Annotated in this window: 18 protein-coding genes; 13 read left to right on the forward strand and 5 right to left on the reverse strand. The window is 46.8% G+C overall.

Annotated features, from left to right (window positions below):
* Positions 1-188: 188 nt before the first annotated feature.
* From IEX62_RS08695 to murI, 4 genes are all read left to right on the forward strand, one after another.
* Positions 189-347, forward strand: a complete 159-nt coding sequence (locus tag IEX62_RS08695; RefSeq protein ID WP_188775080.1) for a hypothetical protein — start codon at positions 189-191, stop codon at positions 345-347.
* 184 nt (positions 348-531) lie between these two features.
* The gene (locus IEX62_RS08700) at positions 532-1098 is read left to right on the forward strand and encodes a DUF3841 domain-containing protein (RefSeq protein ID WP_188775081.1); all 567 of its coding nucleotides are present in this window, start codon (positions 532-534) and stop codon (positions 1096-1098) included.
* A 177-nt stretch (positions 1099-1275) separates the two neighbouring features.
* The gene (locus IEX62_RS08705; protein WP_188775082.1) at positions 1276-2334 is read left to right on the forward strand and encodes an alpha/beta fold hydrolase; all 1059 of its coding nucleotides are present in this window, start codon (positions 1276-1278) and stop codon (positions 2332-2334) included.
* 128 nt (positions 2335-2462) lie between these two features.
* Positions 2463-3233: a glutamate racemase gene (gene murI, locus IEX62_RS08710; protein ID WP_188775083.1), complete on the forward strand. Its 771-nt coding sequence runs from the start codon at positions 2463-2465 to the stop codon at positions 3231-3233.
* A gap of 215 nt (positions 3234-3448) precedes the next feature.
* Here the strand turns inward: murI and IEX62_RS08715 are convergent, their stop codons facing one another.
* Positions 3449-3910 carry a hypothetical protein gene (locus IEX62_RS08715; RefSeq protein ID WP_188775640.1) on the reverse strand — a complete coding sequence of 154 codons (462 nt, stop codon included), beginning with the start codon at positions 3908-3910 and terminating at the stop codon, positions 3449-3451.
* Positions 3911-4198: 288 nt separating this feature from the next.
* Here IEX62_RS08715 and IEX62_RS08720 point away from each other — a divergent pair, with 288 nt between their 5' ends.
* A complete protein-coding gene (locus IEX62_RS08720; RefSeq protein WP_188775084.1) occupies positions 4199-6523 on the forward strand; it encodes a glycoside hydrolase family 3 C-terminal domain-containing protein in 2325 nt (774 codons plus the stop codon).
* Positions 6524-6863: 340 nt separating this feature from the next.
* Here IEX62_RS08720 and IEX62_RS08725 read toward each other — a convergent pair whose 3' ends face one another.
* A complete protein-coding gene (locus tag IEX62_RS08725; protein WP_188775085.1) occupies positions 6864-7937 on the reverse strand; it encodes a leucine-rich repeat domain-containing protein in 1074 nt (357 codons plus the stop codon).
* Positions 7938-8135: 198 nt separating this feature from the next.
* On the reverse strand, positions 8136-8876 hold the full coding sequence (locus IEX62_RS08730; protein WP_188775086.1) for an MBL fold metallo-hydrolase: 741 nt from the start codon (positions 8874-8876) through the stop codon (positions 8136-8138).
* Positions 8877-9573: 697 nt separating this feature from the next.
* Between IEX62_RS08730 and IEX62_RS08735 the strand changes: the two genes are divergently transcribed.
* Both IEX62_RS08735 and IEX62_RS08740 read left to right on the forward strand, forming a co-directional pair.
* The gene (locus IEX62_RS08735) at positions 9574-10125 is read left to right on the forward strand and encodes a stalk domain-containing protein (protein ID WP_188775592.1); all 552 of its coding nucleotides are present in this window, start codon (positions 9574-9576) and stop codon (positions 10123-10125) included.
* A 444-nt stretch (positions 10126-10569) separates the two neighbouring features.
* Positions 10570-10875 (forward strand): DUF1292 domain-containing protein, encoded by a 306-nt coding sequence (locus IEX62_RS08740; RefSeq protein WP_188775087.1) that lies wholly within the window; start codon positions 10570-10572, stop codon positions 10873-10875.
* Positions 10876-11075: 200 nt separating this feature from the next.
* Here the strand turns inward: IEX62_RS08740 and IEX62_RS08745 are convergent, their stop codons facing one another.
* Positions 11076-12554, reverse strand: coding sequence for an aminotransferase class I/II-fold pyridoxal phosphate-dependent enzyme (locus tag IEX62_RS08745; RefSeq protein WP_188775088.1), 1479 nt, complete (start codon positions 12552-12554; stop codon positions 11076-11078).
* A gap of 264 nt (positions 12555-12818) precedes the next feature.
* Between IEX62_RS08745 and IEX62_RS08750 the strand changes: the two genes are divergently transcribed.
* Entirely contained in the window at positions 12819-14108 is a 1290-nt protein-coding gene (locus IEX62_RS08750; protein ID WP_188775089.1) for an MFS transporter, read from the forward strand.
* Between the two features lie 195 nt (positions 14109-14303).
* Here IEX62_RS08750 and IEX62_RS08755 read toward each other — a convergent pair whose 3' ends face one another.
* A complete protein-coding gene (locus IEX62_RS08755) occupies positions 14304-14948 on the reverse strand; it encodes a YktB family protein (protein ID WP_188775593.1) in 645 nt (214 codons plus the stop codon).
* A gap of 360 nt (positions 14949-15308) precedes the next feature.
* Here IEX62_RS08755 and IEX62_RS08760 point away from each other — a divergent pair, with 360 nt between their 5' ends.
* From IEX62_RS08760 to IEX62_RS08780, 5 genes are all read left to right on the forward strand, one after another.
* Positions 15309-15905: a YkzI domain-containing protein gene (locus IEX62_RS08760; RefSeq protein WP_188775090.1), complete on the forward strand. Its 597-nt coding sequence runs from the start codon at positions 15309-15311 to the stop codon at positions 15903-15905.
* A 200-nt stretch (positions 15906-16105) separates the two neighbouring features.
* Complete coding sequence (gnd, locus tag IEX62_RS08765) at positions 16106-17515, forward strand: NADP-dependent phosphogluconate dehydrogenase (RefSeq protein ID WP_188775091.1); 1410 nt, start codon at positions 16106-16108, stop codon at positions 17513-17515.
* 290 nt (positions 17516-17805) lie between these two features.
* Positions 17806-18024: a hypothetical protein gene (locus IEX62_RS08770; protein ID WP_188775092.1), complete on the forward strand. Its 219-nt coding sequence runs from the start codon at positions 17806-17808 to the stop codon at positions 18022-18024.
* A gap of 322 nt (positions 18025-18346) precedes the next feature.
* Complete coding sequence (locus IEX62_RS08775) at positions 18347-18880, forward strand: shikimate kinase (RefSeq protein WP_229685698.1); 534 nt, start codon at positions 18347-18349, stop codon at positions 18878-18880.
* A 31-nt stretch (positions 18881-18911) separates the two neighbouring features.
* Positions 18912-19724 carry a DUF2262 domain-containing protein gene (locus IEX62_RS08780; RefSeq protein WP_188775094.1) on the forward strand — a complete coding sequence of 271 codons (813 nt, stop codon included), beginning with the start codon at positions 18912-18914 and terminating at the stop codon, positions 19722-19724.
* The last annotated feature ends 78 nt before the right edge of the window (positions 19725-19802 follow it).

Here is a 19802-nt window from a genome sequence, read left to right on the forward strand (position 1 = left end):
ATCGTACTGCTATAGTGTTAGCGATCTCCTAACACGGGGTGAAACGAAAAGGATTTTTGCGTAGCAAAATATCGTACTATTATCGGTATTCCGACCGGATCGAGCTGGAAACCGATTCAATAAGCAAGCACAAGTCAATACGGTACTTATGAATGAATAGCATGTAATTATGTGGAGGGAATAACATCATGGAAAACACAAACAATCAAAACACATTAGAAATGGTTACACCGGAGCTTGATCTGATGACACAGTTGCGCCAGATCGTGAGTAATCGCGAAAATTCCGATCTTGCTGTACGTGGTAAAGTGACGCAATTGCTGAATCAGTATATGGATGCTAATTAAACGAAAAGCCTATCATATCCGTCCCTATGGACGACTATTTACACGCGTAGTACGGTATAACGATACCGGGCTGCGCGTGTTGCTGTATGAGCGATTCGTCCTGTTCTGCTGAACAGGGGTTAAACTGGGGTGTATTTTCTGATATGATACGAAGGTCAATGTCGATCAGGAGGTGAATGCAGCGATGAGCATCCGCCATGCTGTACCCAGGTATTGGACGATCCAGTCCAAAGAAGCCTGGGAAGCCGCGCAGGAGATTGGATTTTTGCACGGTCATTCCGAGCATGCCATGTTTATCGAGCCGTACCACTGGATGATGAGCCAGATGGGGCAGCGTCTGCCCGGATACGACGGGAGCTACCCGGTATGGGTATGGACGGAAAAGCCGGATATGTTACAGCTTCATCATTATACTGGACGTGCAGGCTGTGTATGCCTGACGCTGGAGCTCAAGCATGATGAGGTGCTGCTATCGGATTTTGATGAGTGGCATGCGGTGTTAAACGATACCTTTAATGCACGTACACAGCGCGAATGGCAACGTTATTGTGCAGGTCGCTCGGTTGTCACCAAGGAAGAGAGCTGGCAACGTATTTTCGAGCTACAATCCTCGCTTGTGGATGTGAAGAAAAGAAACGGTAACCCAACGCGTCGCTTGCAGGGTGTGACCGGAGCGGTCGCACTGGATCGTGTGATCCGTGTGGAGCATCTGGAGGAAGTGCTGAGGGAACGACGTCTGTATCATGTGTAGCAAAATGGATGGGCTGCAGCGGGATTAGCCGGCAGTCTTTTTGCTGTAGGATGGATAATTGGTAATGTAGCGTGTGCCTGGTGGGGTAATAGACAGCAGCGGCATGACCGGATAGAGAATAAAAGAGTGAAAAATAAATTTGGACTACAGCCTATGGAACAGACAGGAGAGGATCGAATGAGTCATTTTACATATACAGGCTTGATGCACCGGGTGATGGATATTTATGCGGAGCATGGCAGCGCGGCTGCTTATCATTTTATATGTGAGCATCTGGAGGAAGGGCAGGCGAATCCGGCACAAATGTATAATTTGCGCTATTCCTTATTAGCTGCGTGTGGACGAAAGGACGAAGCGCTTGCTTTACTCAAAGAAGCTGTGCTTCAGCATGGCTACTGGTACAATGCAGATGATCTGAGTGAGGACGAGGATCTGGCTGTACTGCATGAGGAGCCTGACTTCCAGCAGGTATTGCAATTGTGCAGACAGCGAGAGGCAGAAGCACTTGCCGAGAGCAGCGGACGTCTGAATATTTTGTTGCCTGAAGCAGGTGGAGCGCCTGAAACGTATCGTACTTTACTTGTATTACATGGAGAACTGGAAAATAACGAAGCTGTCGAACCCACCTGGCATGCGGCTCTGAATCAGAGCTATAAGCTAGCACTGCTACAATCGTCGCAAATTCAATTTTCCGGTGCGTATGATTGGTCAGATCCTGAGCAAAATATACAGGAGCTGGAGCAGGCACTGCTTGAGCTGGGACGTGTAGATGGACGTATTCAGGAGGAGGATTCCTCTACTCAGCTAGAATCATTAGAGCCTCAAACCGAATTATCAGAGCCTCAAGATCGGGAAGCCGTGCAAGTCGCACAGCAAGCAAGTGATACGACCAAGCCGATTATGGCTGGATTTTCCTCCGGTGCTCGCGCAGCCTTACAAGCGGCAGCAACCTATCCGGCAGCGATTGGTGGATTGATTCTAGTATCTCCCTGGTTACCTGAGCCATCCGAATGGCAGGATGCGCTGGTACACTGGCAGCAGTATGGGGTGAAGCTATATCTGATCTGTGGCGAGCATGATGAGGATTGTCTGGCAGGTACGGAAGAGCTGGCTAATGAGCTCCAGCGCAAGGGCATCGACCATCAGCTTCATCTGATGCCTGGACTCGGACATAATTATCCCGTGCATTTCGAACAATTGTTATCGTCAGCACTAAGCTGGATGAATGAATCGTAAGCAGAAAATGAAGCCTGTATTTCCAATTGATGCGGAACAGGCTATAATCATACATGGAAAAAAGACCGGAATCGTTCCGAGGCATCGGACAAGCGGCCAATGAATGGATAGAAGGATGAGTGAACGGAGTGAAGATCGCAATATTTGATTCTGGCATCGGTGGGCTGACTGTATTGCACGAAGCGATGAAGCTGCTGCCTGACGAAGATTACTTATTTTATGCAGACACCCGGCATGTACCTTACGGTGAAAAGAGTAAGGAAGAGGTCAAGCAATATGTACTGGATGCAGCGCAATATATGGCGGAGCAGCAGGTAAAGGCGATCGTGCTCGCCTGTAATACAGCGACAAGTATTGCAGTGAATGAGCTACGTCAGCGGTATCCATTTCCGATTCTTGGTATTGAGCCTGCGGTGAAGCCTGCGGTACAAAACAGTACAATCAAGCATAAAAAGGTACTCGTGATGGCGACCCGCCTGACGCTAAATGAAGAGAAATTCCATAACCTTGTGAAAAGTATCGATAAATACGATATTGTGGAAAGCTTGCCTATGCCTGGCTTAGTAGAGCTAGCCGAAAAGCGTCAATTCGACGATGAGCATGTGATGCAATATCTGGATGAAGCACTGGCAGGCTATAAGCTGGATGAATACGGTACGCTCGTGCTGGGCTGCACGCATTTCCCATTTTTCCGTGATCAATTACGTCGATATTTCCCGCAGGAGGTCGATATTATTGATGGCAGTAACGGAACAGCAAGGCATCTACGCCATGTGCTGGAGGAACGGGATCAACTAGGTGGCGGTAGCGGCAAGATTCAATTTGTCCGCTCTAGCGAGCCTGTAGAGTCCGCAGTGGAGCTGGCAGATTATCATCGCTTGCTGGAGAGACTGTCCTGAGAGAACGTGAGTGGCTTCTGCGAGATGGAGAACTGCTAGATATAGAATGTACAGCATGACATGCTGCCAAAAGCACGATGGTGTACACTGCCTACATTGTATATCAAGCATTGAGCCTATGCTGGCTTGTATTGATGTGGATTGATAGTGGTATAACTTTAACAGCGGCATCCTTATATCGGGTGCCGCTGTTTGAGTTGCTATCTAATATGGGATCATGAAACGTGAGAAACGTTAGCTTTAGCAGCCGATGGGCGCAGGGCAGGCTGCTTGGCTCGCGATCCTGTCGTATAGGAACGTGTCGATGTGGTAGTTGTGGTAGTAGCAGACTTGCTCGAAGGGCTTCGTTTATAGGTGTTGGATGAGCTTGAGGTACGGGATGAATGCGTTGGCTTAACTGCGGATACAGCCCTTGCTGTAGAGGAGAAAGCCTTATCCGATTCACTCACTGTCATAGCGGCAAGCTGCTTCACTGAGATCGTTGGGCGTATCGCTTTGGAAGGCTGCCATGCTAGAATATTTTCCAGCTTAAATGTCCGAGGCTCACCTGAACGCAGACAATCGGCATATACACGCCCATTACGAATATGCTTGATCTCGATGCGGCGCTGCGTCAGCTTGCCCGTCTGATCCATATATACAATTTCAAGCAATTCTCCAATATGGTTAGCTAGCATGATCATCCCTCTAATCAGAACATTTGTTCCTGTATTTATTCTTATTATATACGAACAAATGTTCTTTTTCAACTGTGTAAATGAGGCTTGTGCAAATAAATATCGTTTATGTGGATATCCTTTTGGGGTAATATATGAAGAATCGCTTGCTGGGTTGTTGGTGACAAGAACACAGACAAAGCTATGTCGTATCGTTGGACGAATATACACACAGAGCATCATGCTTTCTCCGTACGGACTGTAGCTAGAGGAGCATGTTATGCCATTTGGAGAGGAGTACATCATACTATGTCAAACCATCATTCGAATGACCCATCATCTACCAACTCCACGAAAAACACATCGGATATTAATAAGCTGATCAGTCAAATGACGCTGGAGGAGAAGGCAAGTCTCTGTTCAGGTCTGGACTTCTGGCATACACAGCCCATTGAAAGGCTTGATATTCCAGCCGTGATGGTGACAGACGGGCCACATGGATTGCGTAAGCAGGGTGGAAGCGGAGATCATCTGGGCTTAGGTGATAGCGTTCCAGCTACGTGCTTCCCGACAGCTGCGGGTCTCGCTTCGTCATGGAATCGGGAGCTACTGCATCAGGTAGGCGAAGCGATCGGTGAAGAAGCACAAGCCGAGCAGGTTGCTATTGTGCTTGGGCCAGGCACCAATATTAAGCGCTCCCCGTTATGCGGACGGAATTTTGAGTATTTTTCCGAGGACCCGTATCTATCCTCCGAGCTAGCAGCGAGCCATATACAGGGTGTGCAGAGTCAGGATGTCGGTACATCGCTCAAGCATTTTGCCGCTAACAATCAAGAAGAGCGGCGTATGTCAGTGGATACGATTGTTGACGAGCGGACACTGCGTGAGATTTATCTGGCGAGCTTTGAAGGAGCGGTAAAGCAAGGCAAGCCGTGGACGGTGATGTGCTCGTATAACAAGCTAAACGGCACCTATACTGGAGAAAATGAATATTTGCTTACAGATATTTTACGCCGTGAGTGGGGCTTTGAGGGCTTTGTCGTATCGGATTGGGGCGCTGTAAATGAACGTGTGGATGCGCTCAAAGCAGGGCTGGAGCTGGAGATGCCAGCGAATGGCGGTATTGGCGATGCCAAAATTGTCGCTGCGGTAAAGGACGGCAAGCTTGATGAAAAAATACTGGATCGAGCAGTAGAGCAGCTACTGCGTTTTGTATTTAATGCAATCGAGCTGCAAAAGCCGAATGCTACATTTGACCCTAACGAGCATCATCAGCTTGCACGGCGTGTAGCGGCGGAAAGTATGGTCTTACTCAAAAACGACCATAACCTGCTGCCATTATCCAAAAAAGGACGTGTTGCAGTTATCGGTGAATTTGCAGTACAGCCTCGTTATCAGGGAAGCGGCAGCTCGCATATTAATCCAACCCAGCTGGATCAAGCATTGGACGAAATTCGTAAGCTGGTGGATAGTGAGTCTGAAGTGACCTATGCACCCGGTTATGATCTGGATAGTGATGATGTGAAGGATGAGCTGGTGCAGGAAGCCGTGAAGCTTGCGAATGAGGCGGATGTGGTTATTTTATTTACCGGATTGCCAGATCGCTATGAATCGGAGGGCTATGATCGTACTCATCTTGAACTTCCGCTAAATCATAAGCAGCTGATCAAGGAGCTTGCAGCTGTGCAACCGAATCTGGTCGTCGTACTGAGTAACGGTTCCCCTGTAACGATGCCGTGGCTCGATCAGACGAGCGCAGTGCTGGAAGGATATCTTGGTGGTCAGGCAGGCGGTGGCGCTGTGGCTGATCTATTGTTTGGTGAGGTGAATCCAAGCGGTAAGCTACCTGAGACGTTTCCAGTACAGCTTAGCGATAATCCATCGTTCCTGAATTTCCCGGGTGAAGGGGATCGGGTAGAATATCGGGAAGGCATTTTTGTCGGTTATCGGTATTATGATACGAAGCAGCTGGAGCCATTGTTCCCGTTTGGCTATGGACTGAGCTACACTTCATTTGAATATAGTGAGCTCCAAGTCGATCGTACATCGATGACCGATCAGAATACAGTGAACGTTCAGGTAACGGTACGTAATACAGGCTCACGCCGCGGACAGGAGATTGTGCAGCTATATGTACATGACCCGGAGAGTAGCGTGATCCGTCCAGAGCAGGAGCTGAAAGGCTTTGCGAAGGTAGCGCTGGAGCCAGGTGAGAGAAAGACTGTAAGCTTCATGCTAGATAAACGAGCATTTGCTTACTATCATACTGAGCTGCGTGATTGGCATGTAGAAACAGGCGAGTATGAGCTACGAGTTGGCGCATCCTCGCGTGATATAAGGCTCAAGCAAACGATTGAGGTAACGTCTACAGTCAAATTAAAGCAGGTCTTCCATCGCAATACGACGATTGGTGATATCGCAGCGAATCCAGCTACCAAGCCAATCGCCGAGGAGCTTACCAAACGTTCCGGCTTGAACGATATGATGGGTGATAATCCAGATATGCTGCTGGCTATGACACGCTTTATGCCGCTACGCGCAATGATTAATTTTGGACAGGGTAAATATACAGAAGACATGCTGGAGCAGGATTTACAGCGGCTGAATGAAGCGTTACAGCAGGCAGGGCATTAATTGGATGAAAGATAGCTCAGGAAGCTTATTCGCCTTCTTGACAAACGAGGTTCGGAGTGGCAAAGCATCATGATTGCTGATGATAGAATGCCGATCGGCGTTACAGGGTGATAGTGAAGCTAACGAGAATCCGATATAGAGCAGAATAGATACATGCAAAGCCAGATGATTCATTTAAGAGATCGATCTTACGATCCTCTGAATGGCATCTGGCTTTTTATAAATGAATATCGAAATATCCTATCATCTAGCTAATCGGATGACACGATTGATGCAGTGGTTCGTCTACCATAATCTACTATACCTGCTATCCTGCTGAGTATGCTAAGCAAGCCATCATTTATTTAAACGGAAAATCTGTGGTGAGCCAGCTATCACGCTTGGCGATTCTCTCGGTGTAGGCATCCTTTTTATCATATTGCTGTAGCAATTGCTGGAATCGAGTTGCTTTCTTCTCATTGCGAAGATGCACATAGGCACGCTTTAGCGCCGGATTTTGCAGTAATGGAATATAGTCGTCAGCTTCCATTTCCCATGCTTCGCGTTGTACAAATTCGGTTAGAGCAGGCGCAGCTTGTAAGGGTTCCAGCTTCCGTAGACCTTTCATATTATACAGCTCGATTTTACGAAGCTCCTGTAGCTGATCGAGTGGGGGAAGCTCATGGATATGGGGCATTGCACCGATTCGGACGAATTGTAGTCCTGTCATGGAAGACAAGAAGTCAAGCCGATCTAAGCCGCGAATTTGCGAGAGCTCGATATATTTCAGTTGCTTGAGCTGGGCAAGTGCATCCAATTGGCTGGTGCCGCCCAGATAGAGCTGTAGCCACCATAGCTGCTTGAGCTCTAGCAAAAAGTCTAGATTCGGCAGTGTCATATAACGCAGACTTAACCGCTCTATATGCTGAAGCCTCGCAAGCTCGTCCACATGCTTAACATGTCCTTCAATCGTCAACTCCTGTAGCCTGGTGAAGCGAGAGATTCCTTGCAGCGATGGCTTTTTCGATGCTGTTTTACCCAGTGTAAGTGAGGTCAGTGACGGGGGAAGCTGCTGTAAGATATCAAAATGATCCAGCTTGTACATTCGTAAATGAAGCTCTTGTAGCTGCTCCAATGTTGCCAGCGAATCTAAATTAGCGAATTCGCCATCACATGTAATTTCCAGCTTCTGTAGCTGTGGTAGCTGTTCGACAAAGGCCAGATCGCACACCTGATTATGAAAATGGTATGCACGGACTCGCAGCTGCGGACATGCTGGCAGTACGGTATTGTTAATATACTCATAGCTGCTCCAATGCAGGGCAGAGGCAAATTGCAATGTATGTATAGAGCTCATTCGAGCAATCTCCTGAGCCTCGGTTCGGGTTAGCTTGTCTTCAATCTCGATCACACCTGTATTCAAATTACGATACATACGATCACCGTCCTGTGCCTGAAAATGTATAGTGCCAGATAATATAGCTCATTAGCTGAATGTAGAGAATGGAGGTGCAGCAGGATATCGCAACAAAGGAGTACCAAAAGGGAGCGAAGCAGCTCAACATACAAATGGACAAGAGCTTGGCATGCGATATCTTCTGGCAAGCTCTTGCCCATTCTTCTTCATTAAACGTTATTCAGGAAAAGTATACATCTTATGCTGCTCGATGAATTCCATCTCACCTGTTTTACCAACAAAGTCATCCTTGGTATCGTTATAATGCATCAGCTTGACCGTACGACATACATCGTCTGGCAGGCTCAATAGCTCTTCTAAGGTCGTATGCACAATACCTGGTGGGTAAAGCTGACAATCATGCAAAATCGTATGCACACCACGCTCGCGCACCAGATGCTCAAGCAGCTGCGGTTGGAATTTCATATCAGCGCTATAGAAAATATGGTCATTAATCAGCACGGAATAGCTGTACTTTCCGTCGATATGCGGCGTTTGGATCAGTTCGATTTTCAGACCGGGTGCAAGCTCGACAGGCTGCTCCGGTTCAAGCGGACGCACGTCGAAAATATCATCGATCGAGGAAATTCCCTCCTGCGTCATTCCACCACTAAGCGTATGATCCCAGAGCGGTGAGATGAGTGTGCTGGCAATGTATAGCACAGGCTTGCGCTGGTGTACAAAATAGCCCCGAAAGCCAATTTCCTCCAGACCGCCTACATGATCACCATGAATATGCGACACCAGAATAGCGTCAATCGTATCCAGCTCGATCCCAAGCTGATGCAGCGCCAGCGGTGCTGTAATTCCACAGTCGATCATTAACGTATAATCATCCGCATGAACAAGCGCGTTGTTGTTGTAATATTTTTTGGCAAATGCATTGCCTGTGCCTAGCATTTGAAGTTGGATGGACATAATAAACCTCCTGGTGAGATGGGATGTAGTTATTTTACGATATAGTAGTGGGCAGCAGTTATCAAGCGAGCGATTACTTTACTGCATAGGGTTTAACGATGACATAAGCTAGATCGTTAAACCCTATTAACGTTTTTGTTTTAGTGATCGATGCTCCGGCAGGTACTGCTTTACGTTGAGCTCGCTTGTATTTAAAGTCTTCTCCATTTTGTGAAACACCATCTACTAATAACATGGAAGCTTGTACGTCTTCTTTTCCTTGTTCGATGGTATGACCTGTTATGTTTTTAACTGTATAGGTTACAGAGCCATCCCAGACATGAGACTGCTTATCTGTTGCATTTAAATGAATCTGGTAGGAAGTAACAGCAAAAGCATTCTGATCCTCTCCTAATGATTAAGCTAAATTATAGTGATTTTAGAACAACACTAGACCAGCAGGAATACGCGTTATCCATGTTCCATCATACCGAAAACTTCACCAGAAAGCTCTAGCCGAAAATCCTCCTTCTGGATACAATAAAAGTAATCAGCTAGCTACATACTATAATACGTCGTTCATGCCACCATCCCTATACATGTATACCAAAAAGGTTACAAATTTTTTACCGCAACACAACGGCTACGTAAGAGTATACATGTATAGAAGATCAGCATGTTTTCATGCTTGGCATATAGTCGAAGGAGGAACAGTATGATAAAATGGAAAATAGTGGTATCCTTTACGCTGGCATTCTTTTTAATGGGAAGCTCGGTGCTGTTCGCGGATGCTGCTTATCAGCAGGTACGGGTGTGGATTAATGGTAGTGAGGTGGATGGTGGATCGTACATTATCGACGGTAAAACCTATGTTCCACTACGCGAGATTGATGGATTGGTCGATTTTGATAATGACGCGAAGACCGTTAAGCTATACAAGCCGAATGTACATATTTTCCTGTTCAAAGGAGATACCGCGTTTGGAAATGTGAACAAGGGGAAAGTGAAATTCAATGTGTTCACCCAGGTTGATAATTTAAAGACCGATATTTCCGCGGTCAAAGTGGCGATTACCGACCCTTCCGGTGATCAAAAGGAAATCCAGAGTCAGAACATTTCACAGCAAAAGGACAATTTCTGGTTCCGCACTTACGACTTTACGTATAACTTTGCGACAACTGGACAATATACAGTTGGATTTTATATGAAGAAATCCGGTGCTAGTGATTACACACTCGTTTCACAAAAAGTGATTACAGCGCTCAATTAAGATGAAGATCGTTGGACGCATATAAGGCGTATGTATAAAACATTAAAAATGCCGTGCAGCGTTCATTGGTACGTATTGCTGAGCTTGTACATCTATCGGTACAAAGCTGTGTGTGTACTTTTAATCTGAGCAGCAGCGCCTGATATCGAGCGATATGAGGCTAACGTATACGACCTGCTTATCTGCGATCTATTCACGCAGAATAGACGGTCAATATCAAGCGATAATGTGCTCTCGTTCAATTGACCTATAGTAGGTAAAGTGGTACGATACACAGGTGTTATTTTTAGCTTTCGGACAGGGACGACGCTCCGAATTGAAGCGGAGCCGGGCGGCAGGAGAATAGCTCCATATCGCTCCATCGCACAACTGGATTCATGCGGGATGTGCGCAAGTGTAAAGATATCATATCCAAACTAAAACTATATGAAGGTAGGTTATATTATGAGCGACAAACACGTACACGATGAGAATTGCAACCACGATGACCACGAGCACGAAGAGCTTACACTGACGTTGACCGACGAAGATGGCAACGATGTTGAAATGGTACTCGTTGAAACATTTGACGTAGGCGAGAAACTGTACGCATTGCTGCTTGAGCGTGGCAATCCAGAAGCAGACGGCTACATCATGCGTCTGGAAGAAGAAGAAGACGGTATGGTACTGGCTAACATCGAAGACGAAGCAGAGTGGAAAGCTGTTGAGCAAGCTTACGAAGAGCTTGTTGCGCATTCCGAAGAAGGCTAATCGCTGGGAAAAGGGTTTATCTTTTCAAGCGACTTCACTCCAGCTTAACGGCTGAGTACGAGCAGTACATCGTAATAAACAAAAGGAGCCTCATCCTCAGGGATGAAGCTCCTTTTTTATTGATTCGTCCGTTTACGAATCATCTCGTCGATCTCTAATCGGTCTATTACGCGTCCTACAATAGCTCCTATAGAAGCTAATTAAGAGATCGCGTCAGCCTCGACAATCACCTTCACATTACGTACAGTACGATCCTCAGGGCCTTTAACCGGCAGACCGACTTTCACATGATCGGTAATATAGTCGATATTTTCCTGCGAAATGACTTCACCTGGCAGCAGGATCGGAATGCCGGGTGGATACACGTAAATGAACTCAGCAATGATCCGCTCGGCGGCATCAGCCAGCGGGATGATCTCAGTATCGCCGTAGAATGCATCACGCGGTGTGAGTGCAAGCTGCGGAATCTCAGGAATCTTCACTACGAGTTCCTTGATCTCGCGACCGGAACCGTGGAATTCAGCGGACATTTGAGTCAGTGCAGTCACCAGCGTATTCACGCTATCTTCAGTATCACCCGGGGTGACGAGGCAAAGGATATTGTACATATCGCTCATCTCGATCTCCAGATTGAAGTGATCACGTAGCCAGTTCTCTGCATCGTAGCCTGTAATGCCCAGATGACGAATATGAATCGTCAGCTTGGTTGGATCGTAATTGAAGGTCGCTTCGCCACCCAGCAGCTCTTCGCCAAAGCAGTACAGCCCTTCAATTTCGTTAATGCGGCGGCGTGTATCCTGTGCCAGCGCGATTGCTCGCTCTGCGATCTCATGACCATTGATCGCCAGATTACGGCGTGAGGTGTCAAGAGATGCCAGCAGAATATATGAAGTTGACGTTGTCGTCAGCATACTGATAATCGTTTGAACACGTTGTGGATTCACATGTCCGTTTTTCACATTGACATTGAGCACAGAGCTTTGTGTCATGGAGCCACCCAGCTTATGTACGCTGGTCGCAGCCATATCGGCTCCGGCGGCCATTGCGGACACAGGCAGCTTTTCATGAAAATGAATCAGAACGCCGTGTGCTTCATCTACAAGCACCGGTACCCCACGGCTATGAGCCAGTTCAACAATTTCCTTTAGATCGGCGCATACACCGAAATAGGTCGGGTTGATAACCAGTACGCCTTTGGCGTCAGGATGGCGATCGAGTGCACGGCGTACAGACGCTGTCGTAATACCGTGGTCGATTCCGAGGTTTTCGTCACGCACAGGCGAGACGAAGATAGGCTTGGCACCCGCAAAAATAATGGCTGCCATAACCGATTTATGCACGTTACGCGGTACGATAATTTTATCGCCCGGCGAGCAGATTGCCATGATCATCGTCATGATGACACTGCTGGTGCCTTGTACAGAGAAGTACGTATAGTCGGAGCCGAACGCATCGGCTGCGAGCTTCTGAGCCCTCTCTATAACCCCCATCGGCTGGTGAAGATCGTCGAGTGGCGCGATGTTGATCAGATCTATGGAAAGAGCATCGTCGCCAATAAACTCTCTGAACTCCTGATCACTGCCGAGTCCTTTTTTATGTCCCGGAATGTGAAATTGAACGGGATTGCTGGCCGCATGCTGCTTGAGAGCAGTAAAAAGCGGGGTTTGCGTATGATCCATTTTAAGCTGTCACAACCTTTCGAAATTGGAGTAAATACCTATTATTTAAAAACCAAACAAAAATGAGTATAGCAAAAAGAGTGACGAATGCAATAGTTATCTTGTGTCAGATTTTGGAGATGTGTCAAAAATAGCACGATACAGGGCAAAATTTATCCTTTTGACAGGGTGAATAACAAGTAGCAAACTTGCTGAATCGGAGTTCGTCTGTGATACAATAAAACGGGGTTACGATGAAATCCGCATCGCTGAAGGGAGTACCCAATGTCTTCAATTCGTTATGAAGCTACATCTAAGACGGCAAGAAATAATCGAATCTTATTCATATATTTATGGTTGCTGATTTTTTTCGTGGAATTTGTAAAGGGAGGCTTGCTCGTTACACTGCTGCCTCTTTATATGGGGCATCGGCTCGGATTGCCTGCATTTGCAATCGGTGTAGCATTCGCCTCCCAGTATATTGGTGATAATGCACTACGTAGTCCAGCAGGCTGGATGGCTGAACGGCTGGGCTTTCGCCTGACGATGACGCTCGGCATGCTGCTCATTCTGGCAGCGGTCATTGTCATGTCGACCGTCCAGCATCCGGGCTGGCTGATCGTTGCCTGTGCGACGATGGGGATCGGCAGCGCGCCACTCTGGCCTTGCGTCATGTCCAAAATTACCGATATCTCCAGCGAAACGGGTAATTATGGTACACATATGGGCATTATCGAAATTGCTTCACTTGGTGGAGCTGGCTTGGGACCAGTCGTGATGAACTGGCTGAGTGGCGATTCCTATACTTTTTCATTTGGTATGCTATTGCTCTGTATGATCGTTGTCGTTGTGGTCGCCTTATTTTTACCAGGGCGAACCAAGCAGCGTCCATCGACGTCAAGCCAGGTAGCGAATATAGAAGCAGACCAGACTGCTGAGGATGCATCCATCGATCCTGCTTATGTCCGTCAACCAGGCGAAAGCAGATTACATTATTATGTCCAGCTTATGCGTTCGCTTCATATTCATCCATTGCTATATCCAGCCTTATTTATGCAGTCCTTTGCGCTCGGTGTGCTAACACCGATTATTACATTATATGTAGTGAGTGAACTCGGGCTTACGCCGGCATATTTTAATGCATTACTGATTGGCGGGGGTGCGGTGACGGTGCTGGGGCTCATTCCTGCGGGGCGTTTGATTGACCGAGTAGGCAGCAAGCTGTTTTTGCGCACAGGCTTTTTGCTGGCAGCTACCGCGCTACTGGGGCTAGCCTCAACACGTGCCTTGCCGTGGATCTGGGTATTTGTATTATGTGCAGGCTTTAGCTATGCGATGATCTTGCCAGCATGGAATTCACTGCTAGCGAATCTCGTGCCTGCTAAGGAGAAAGGCGCTGTATGGGGACTATTTCTCACTTTACAAGGCTCAGGGCTGGTGCTGGGACCGATTGTGTCCGGCAAGCTATGGGACGATATTAGTCCACAGGCGCCATTTTATGTGAGCGCAGCGGCGATGCTATTGCTCTTTATCATTCACTGGGTGATGATTCGGCAGCGTCCCAATATCCGTTAACATCGAAAGCCGTACCTTTTCGCAGTCAGTATGCTGACGCTTGAAAGGGTACGGCTTTTATCGTGCTGTGTGATAGCTATTCATATATTTCAGTGTATCTATAACTAGGCTAGAACTAGACTAGCTGTATAACGATCCGAACGAACAATAAAAAATAGGTCTATAGCCCATAAATTGAGACTTGCTTCCGAAGCGTTAGACCGTTGCCATCCGGTATAATGGAAGCAGTTGCTGGAAGGTGTCTTCAACCTGACGTACAAAAGCATCACCATCACGTAGCAATGGATCATTTTTATCAAAACGTAGTCCGCAGATAATCTCTGACTTTTTCACGTTTTGCAGACGGTTTGCCATCTCCAGCAGCTGCTCGTCCGATAACTCGGCTTGTGGCGTTCCCTGCGGAGACATATGGTCTGGCGACCAGTAGTAATGGGCTGGTACGATCTGTTTCACTTCATCCAGCTTCGCTACCATCGCACGACCAAAATCCACCTTCCGTGGACTCTCGTAAATAATGGCAAATACGACAAACACGTGAGTACCGAACATGCCCACTTCAAAATGAGGCAGTGCTTTATAGCCACGCTTATTTGCAGCCCAGGCTACCCATGTATCCTTGGGCGGATTCACTGTCCGACGTGCATGCTTGGCAACATGAACGTACATTTCCTCACCACAGAGCGTTGCCAGATGTGGCTGAATTAGCTCTCCAAGTGCAGTCAGCTTGGGACGAACACGAGCGATCAGAGCCTCCATACGCGGCTCCAGCCCATCAATCGCAAACACTTCAAAATCTTCGGCAGTAAAGCCGGAGAATGTTGCTTCCTTAGTTGAATTCATCATCCTGTTGTACCTCTCTTTCCGATCCGTAAGGTTCCATGTCAATCACAGCTATAATAGCACATTTGGTCATTATATTTTCATGAAGATTACATGTGAGTAGGCGGTTTGCTGCTTAGATAAACAGGCAAACGGGTAAAAATAATCAAGCTACCGCTGTATATTGCAGTCTATTTTGTAGCTTATGGAATAATGATGTTTTTGCATATGAAGGGCTGTTCCTATTTTGTAAAAACAGAAGCTATATCGATTGGATTAGATACAAACAGATGGCCGCAATTATATACCACTACAACACAACGCATAATGATAATCATACACGCATAAGTATAAATGATAAGGGACAAAGGAGGGAATACCATGAACAAGAGCTATGAAGTGGAATATTGCAATGTAGAGCTTCGTTTTGCACGCCGCGATATCCAGAATCTGATCCGCGATCTGATCAAGGAAGGGTACTCTCTATACTGGCGTGAAACCGATGATTCTTTTATCGTATCGATACGTACGGATAACCACATGACCAAGCTACGCTTCCAGCAAAGTCAGGAGGGCTACAAGCTGATTGGCGATTACCGTATTCATGATGCAAGGCTGGCAGAGTGGATGGAAAAGCTGATTGGCGATACGAAGGGTCATGCAATCGTCAAGCGCTTTCGCGATCAGCAGATTCTCGTCGAGAATATTCTATTCGGTGAAGTGATTCGAATGGTAGAGATTTCCGGCTTTGAGCAGCGAATTTTGTACCAGAAGGAATCGACACCGAATCGGGAATCCTTGCAAAATCTGTACATGTCAATGGAGGGCGAGCAGCGCATCGCCTCCACAGAGGATAAGATTGACGAACTGCTGGATCGCTTGAACGAAGCGTTAAAGGCAGGCGATCAAGAGCAGGTGGACGTATGTAAGAAAATGTTGGAAAATCTGCGTTTTGAGCTTATTCGTTTGGAAAAGTAAACTATAGGGCGTGATATACATGCGAATCGTAAAAATAGTTAGAATTTTACACAAAAATTCAACGTTTTTATGAATTTTCATGGGATCACGCCTTTGGACTTTCTTTATAAGAATAAAACATGTAAAATGTTGAAAGGCTCACATGAAAGATTCAAAATGAGGAAATACAAATACTTAATGTAAAGGATGGAGAACCGGAAATGTCTAAACAACAAATTGGTGTAGTTGGTCTTGCCGTTATGGGTAAGAACCTGGCTCTTAACATCGAAAGCAAAGGGTTCAGCGTATCTGTATTTAACCGTTCCCCTCAAAAAACACATGATCTGCTGGAAGAAGCACAGGGTAAAAACCTGGTAGGTACATTCTCAATCGAAGAATTCGTACAATCCCTGGAAGTACCTCGCAAAATCCTGATCATGGTTCAAGCAGGTCCGGCAACTGACGCTACCATTGAGCAGCTGGTTCCGCATCTGGATCAAGGCGATATTATTATTGATGGCGGTAACGCCCATTTCCCTGATACACAGCGTCGTAACAAAGAGCTGGAGGAAAAAGGCTTCCGCTTTATCGGAGCAGGCGTATCCGGCGGTGAAGAAGGCGCCCTGAAAGGCCCAGCAATCATGCCAGGCGGACAGGAAAGTGCCTACAAGCTGGTTGAGCCTATCCTGACTTCCATCTCTGCACATGTGAACGGCGATCCTTGCTGTACATATATCGGACCGGACGGTGCAGGTCACTATGTGAAAATGGTTCACAACGGTATCGAGTATGGCGACATGCAGCTGATCGGTGAAGCCTATAATCTGCTCACATCCGTACTGGGTGCAGACACCAAAGAACTGCATTCCATTTTTGATGAGTGGAATAAAGGCGAGCTGGATAGCTACCTGATCGAAATCACGACTGATATCTTCACGAAATATGACGAAGAAACAGGCAAGCCAATGGTCGATGTAATCCTTGATGCTGCCGGTCAAAAAGGTACAGGTAAATGGACAAGCCAGAGCGCACTGGATCTGGGCGTACCATTGTCCATGATTACGGAATCTGTATTCGCACGCTTCCTGTCTGCAATCAAGGAAGAGCGCGTAGCTGCAAGCAAAATTCTGAGCGGTCCAAAAACCGAAGCATTCTCTGGCGACAGAGCCGAATTTATCGAAGCGATTCGCAAAGCGCTGTATGCTTCCAAAATCGTTTCCTATGCACAGGGCTTCGCACAAATGCGCGCTGCATCGGACGAGCATGGCTGGGATCTGAAATACGGCAACATCGCGATGATCTTCCGTGGTGGCTGTATCATTCGTTCCCGCTTCCTGCAAAACATCAAGGATGCTTACGACAAAGATGGCGGCCTGAAAAACCTGCTGCTGGACGACTACTTCAAAAACATCGTCGAGAGCTACCAGGATGCATGGCGTGAAGTGGTTGCAACAGCTGTAAAATACGGTATCCCAGTTCCTGGCTTCTCCAGCGCACTGGCTTACTTCGACAGCTACCGCACAGAGCGCCTGCCAGCTAACCTGCTGCAAGCACAACGCGACTACTTCGGCGCTCACACGTTCAAGCGTGTGGACAAAGAAGGCACATTCCACTACGAGTGGATGAAATAATTTTATTCAACGTTAGCGGATAAAGTCACTTTATCGGCAACTATATAATCAGCTTCATTTGGAAGCTACAGTTCAGAGGAGCGGATCAATTCCGCTCCTTTTTATTATGAAGCTCTGCGACTGAATAGAACATAATAGAGACCGGGGCAAGTATATTAAAAGAAATAGATTAAAACGAGTTGAACTAGAAGTGGATTGAAAAAGATGAATGAATTAAATAAATCAGTTGGAAATCTCGCGCACTACCAAATGGATCGTTATACATACAACACACACAAAGGAGAACCAAAATGACAGACATCAACCTGTACCCGGATTCCATCAACAGCTACGAACACGACATCGCAGATGCCATCCCCCTATTCGTAGTGGATATAGGCGACAATAACACATGCCAATACCTCAACATCTTAAAAGAAACCACCTCCGACACCACTCTCCAAAACGAATTCACCTACTGGATCAAAGCCATCGAAGCCAAAAATGAAAAGACAGAAATGAGCACATGATCATACAGAGTTGTTGAATCAGGACAAACTTATCACTTCCTGTTTACATCCCGCAAGAGGTGAATCTGCATTTGATGCGGAAGCACGGAACGCAGGGAAGGAAATAAGGGGAAAGGACGATTTTGGAGGGGCGGGAATCTACAATCCACTCCTACTCCATAGATTCCCGCGGCTCCACCCGAGTCCGTCCCCTTATTCCTTCCCGAAGTGAACTGCCACCCCATCACCGTGCAATTCACCTCCCCTCCCAAAGCATTGTCCAACCTCCCCCCCATATGGTATGATGTGTGCAACAAAAAAGATGCTGAAAGAGGTGTGCACATTGCATCAGGAAAGTGAGTTTCAGCATTCCAATATCATTCTCGTTGGCATGATGGGAACCGGCAAAACGACGGTCGGCACGCTGCTGGCACAGCAGCTATCGTATCCGCTCGTAGATATGGATACGATTATTGCCGAGAGAGAGGGAATGTCGGTACAGGAGATTTTCCGTACAAAAGGCGAAGCGTATTTCCGCGACCTGGAAAGTCAGGTGCTGGAGGAAATGCTACAGTCGACTGGTCAGGTAATTTCTACTGGAGGCGGCTGCGTACTGCGTGAGCTGAACCGTGCAGTGATGCTGGATAAAGGTATGGTGGTGGCATTGACCGCAGATGTCGATCATATTGTCGGTCGTGTAGCTGGCGATACGAATCGTCCTCTACTGGCAGGTGATACGAGAGAACGAGTACAGACTATCATGGAAGAGCGCAAAGATGCGTATCGGTTTGCTCATGTTACCGTAGATACATCGCTCTTGACGCCGGATGAAGTCGTTACGCATATTTTAACACGTTACCGCGTTCAAGCTTCTTAGGTTTTAGGCGAAAAAGTGGAGGTGTAATCATATGAGTAATAATGAAGCAATGATTATACAAGAGGTTCAGCAATTTCAGCAGTCATTTCCAGCTAGTGCTGAGCTGGACATTATCGCATTAACCGGCGCAGATGGCGCTTCTTACAGTAGAATGGATAATGAACAGGCATGGATGGCTACCATCTCTGTGACAGCATGGCATGTACAGGATCAGGCGGACATTCAACAGGGGGCATTCATTTTAGTGAATAAAGATGAAGAGAAGAAGCTAGAACAGCTATTCGACCCCATGGAAGCCAACCAGATCTGGAAAATGAAAGTTCGCCGCGATCAGAATCGCTTGCTGCTATTGAAGCTCGATCAGCTCATAGACTCGGCTCAGGAGCCCCAGCTTGCTACTATACTGAAGGAACAGACACGTGAGGTCACGATCGAGCATGAACGTCTCGGTACGTTCGTACTGGATCGAAGTCTGAATTCACTTCGTGGCAACATTGAATGGTTAGGCGAAACGATCAGAGTAAGCCTAGATAACGATGCAGATGCCCATCATCAATTAAATGTTCTTGCGCGTTTAATTGATGATGATGCAAAGTGGGATCGTCGTATTCGTGCTTTTGCTGCTGAAGAGCTGACCGAGCTGAAAAATGATAGCTGGCTGGAAGATGATGAAGAAGAATGGAGTGAAGCGAATTTTGCTAAACAATTAACGCTTCAAGCGATCACCTTTACAGAAGAGGATTTTACATTCTGGTTCGATGATGGCGATCTGTTCTGGGGGCACGCTATATATGTAAGCAATACGATAGAGGATGGACCATATGATGCGAACATCGGTGGTTGATTCGCAGACAGAAATGCTTTGAATGTATGATTAATTTCCTAATCGTGTTGTCTATTTTACCCTTGCATTGCCTACAAT

The sequence above is a fragment of the Paenibacillus hunanensis genome (assembly GCF_014645615.1).
Lineage (GTDB): Bacteria > Bacillota > Bacilli > Paenibacillales > Paenibacillaceae > Saccharibacillus > Saccharibacillus hunanensis.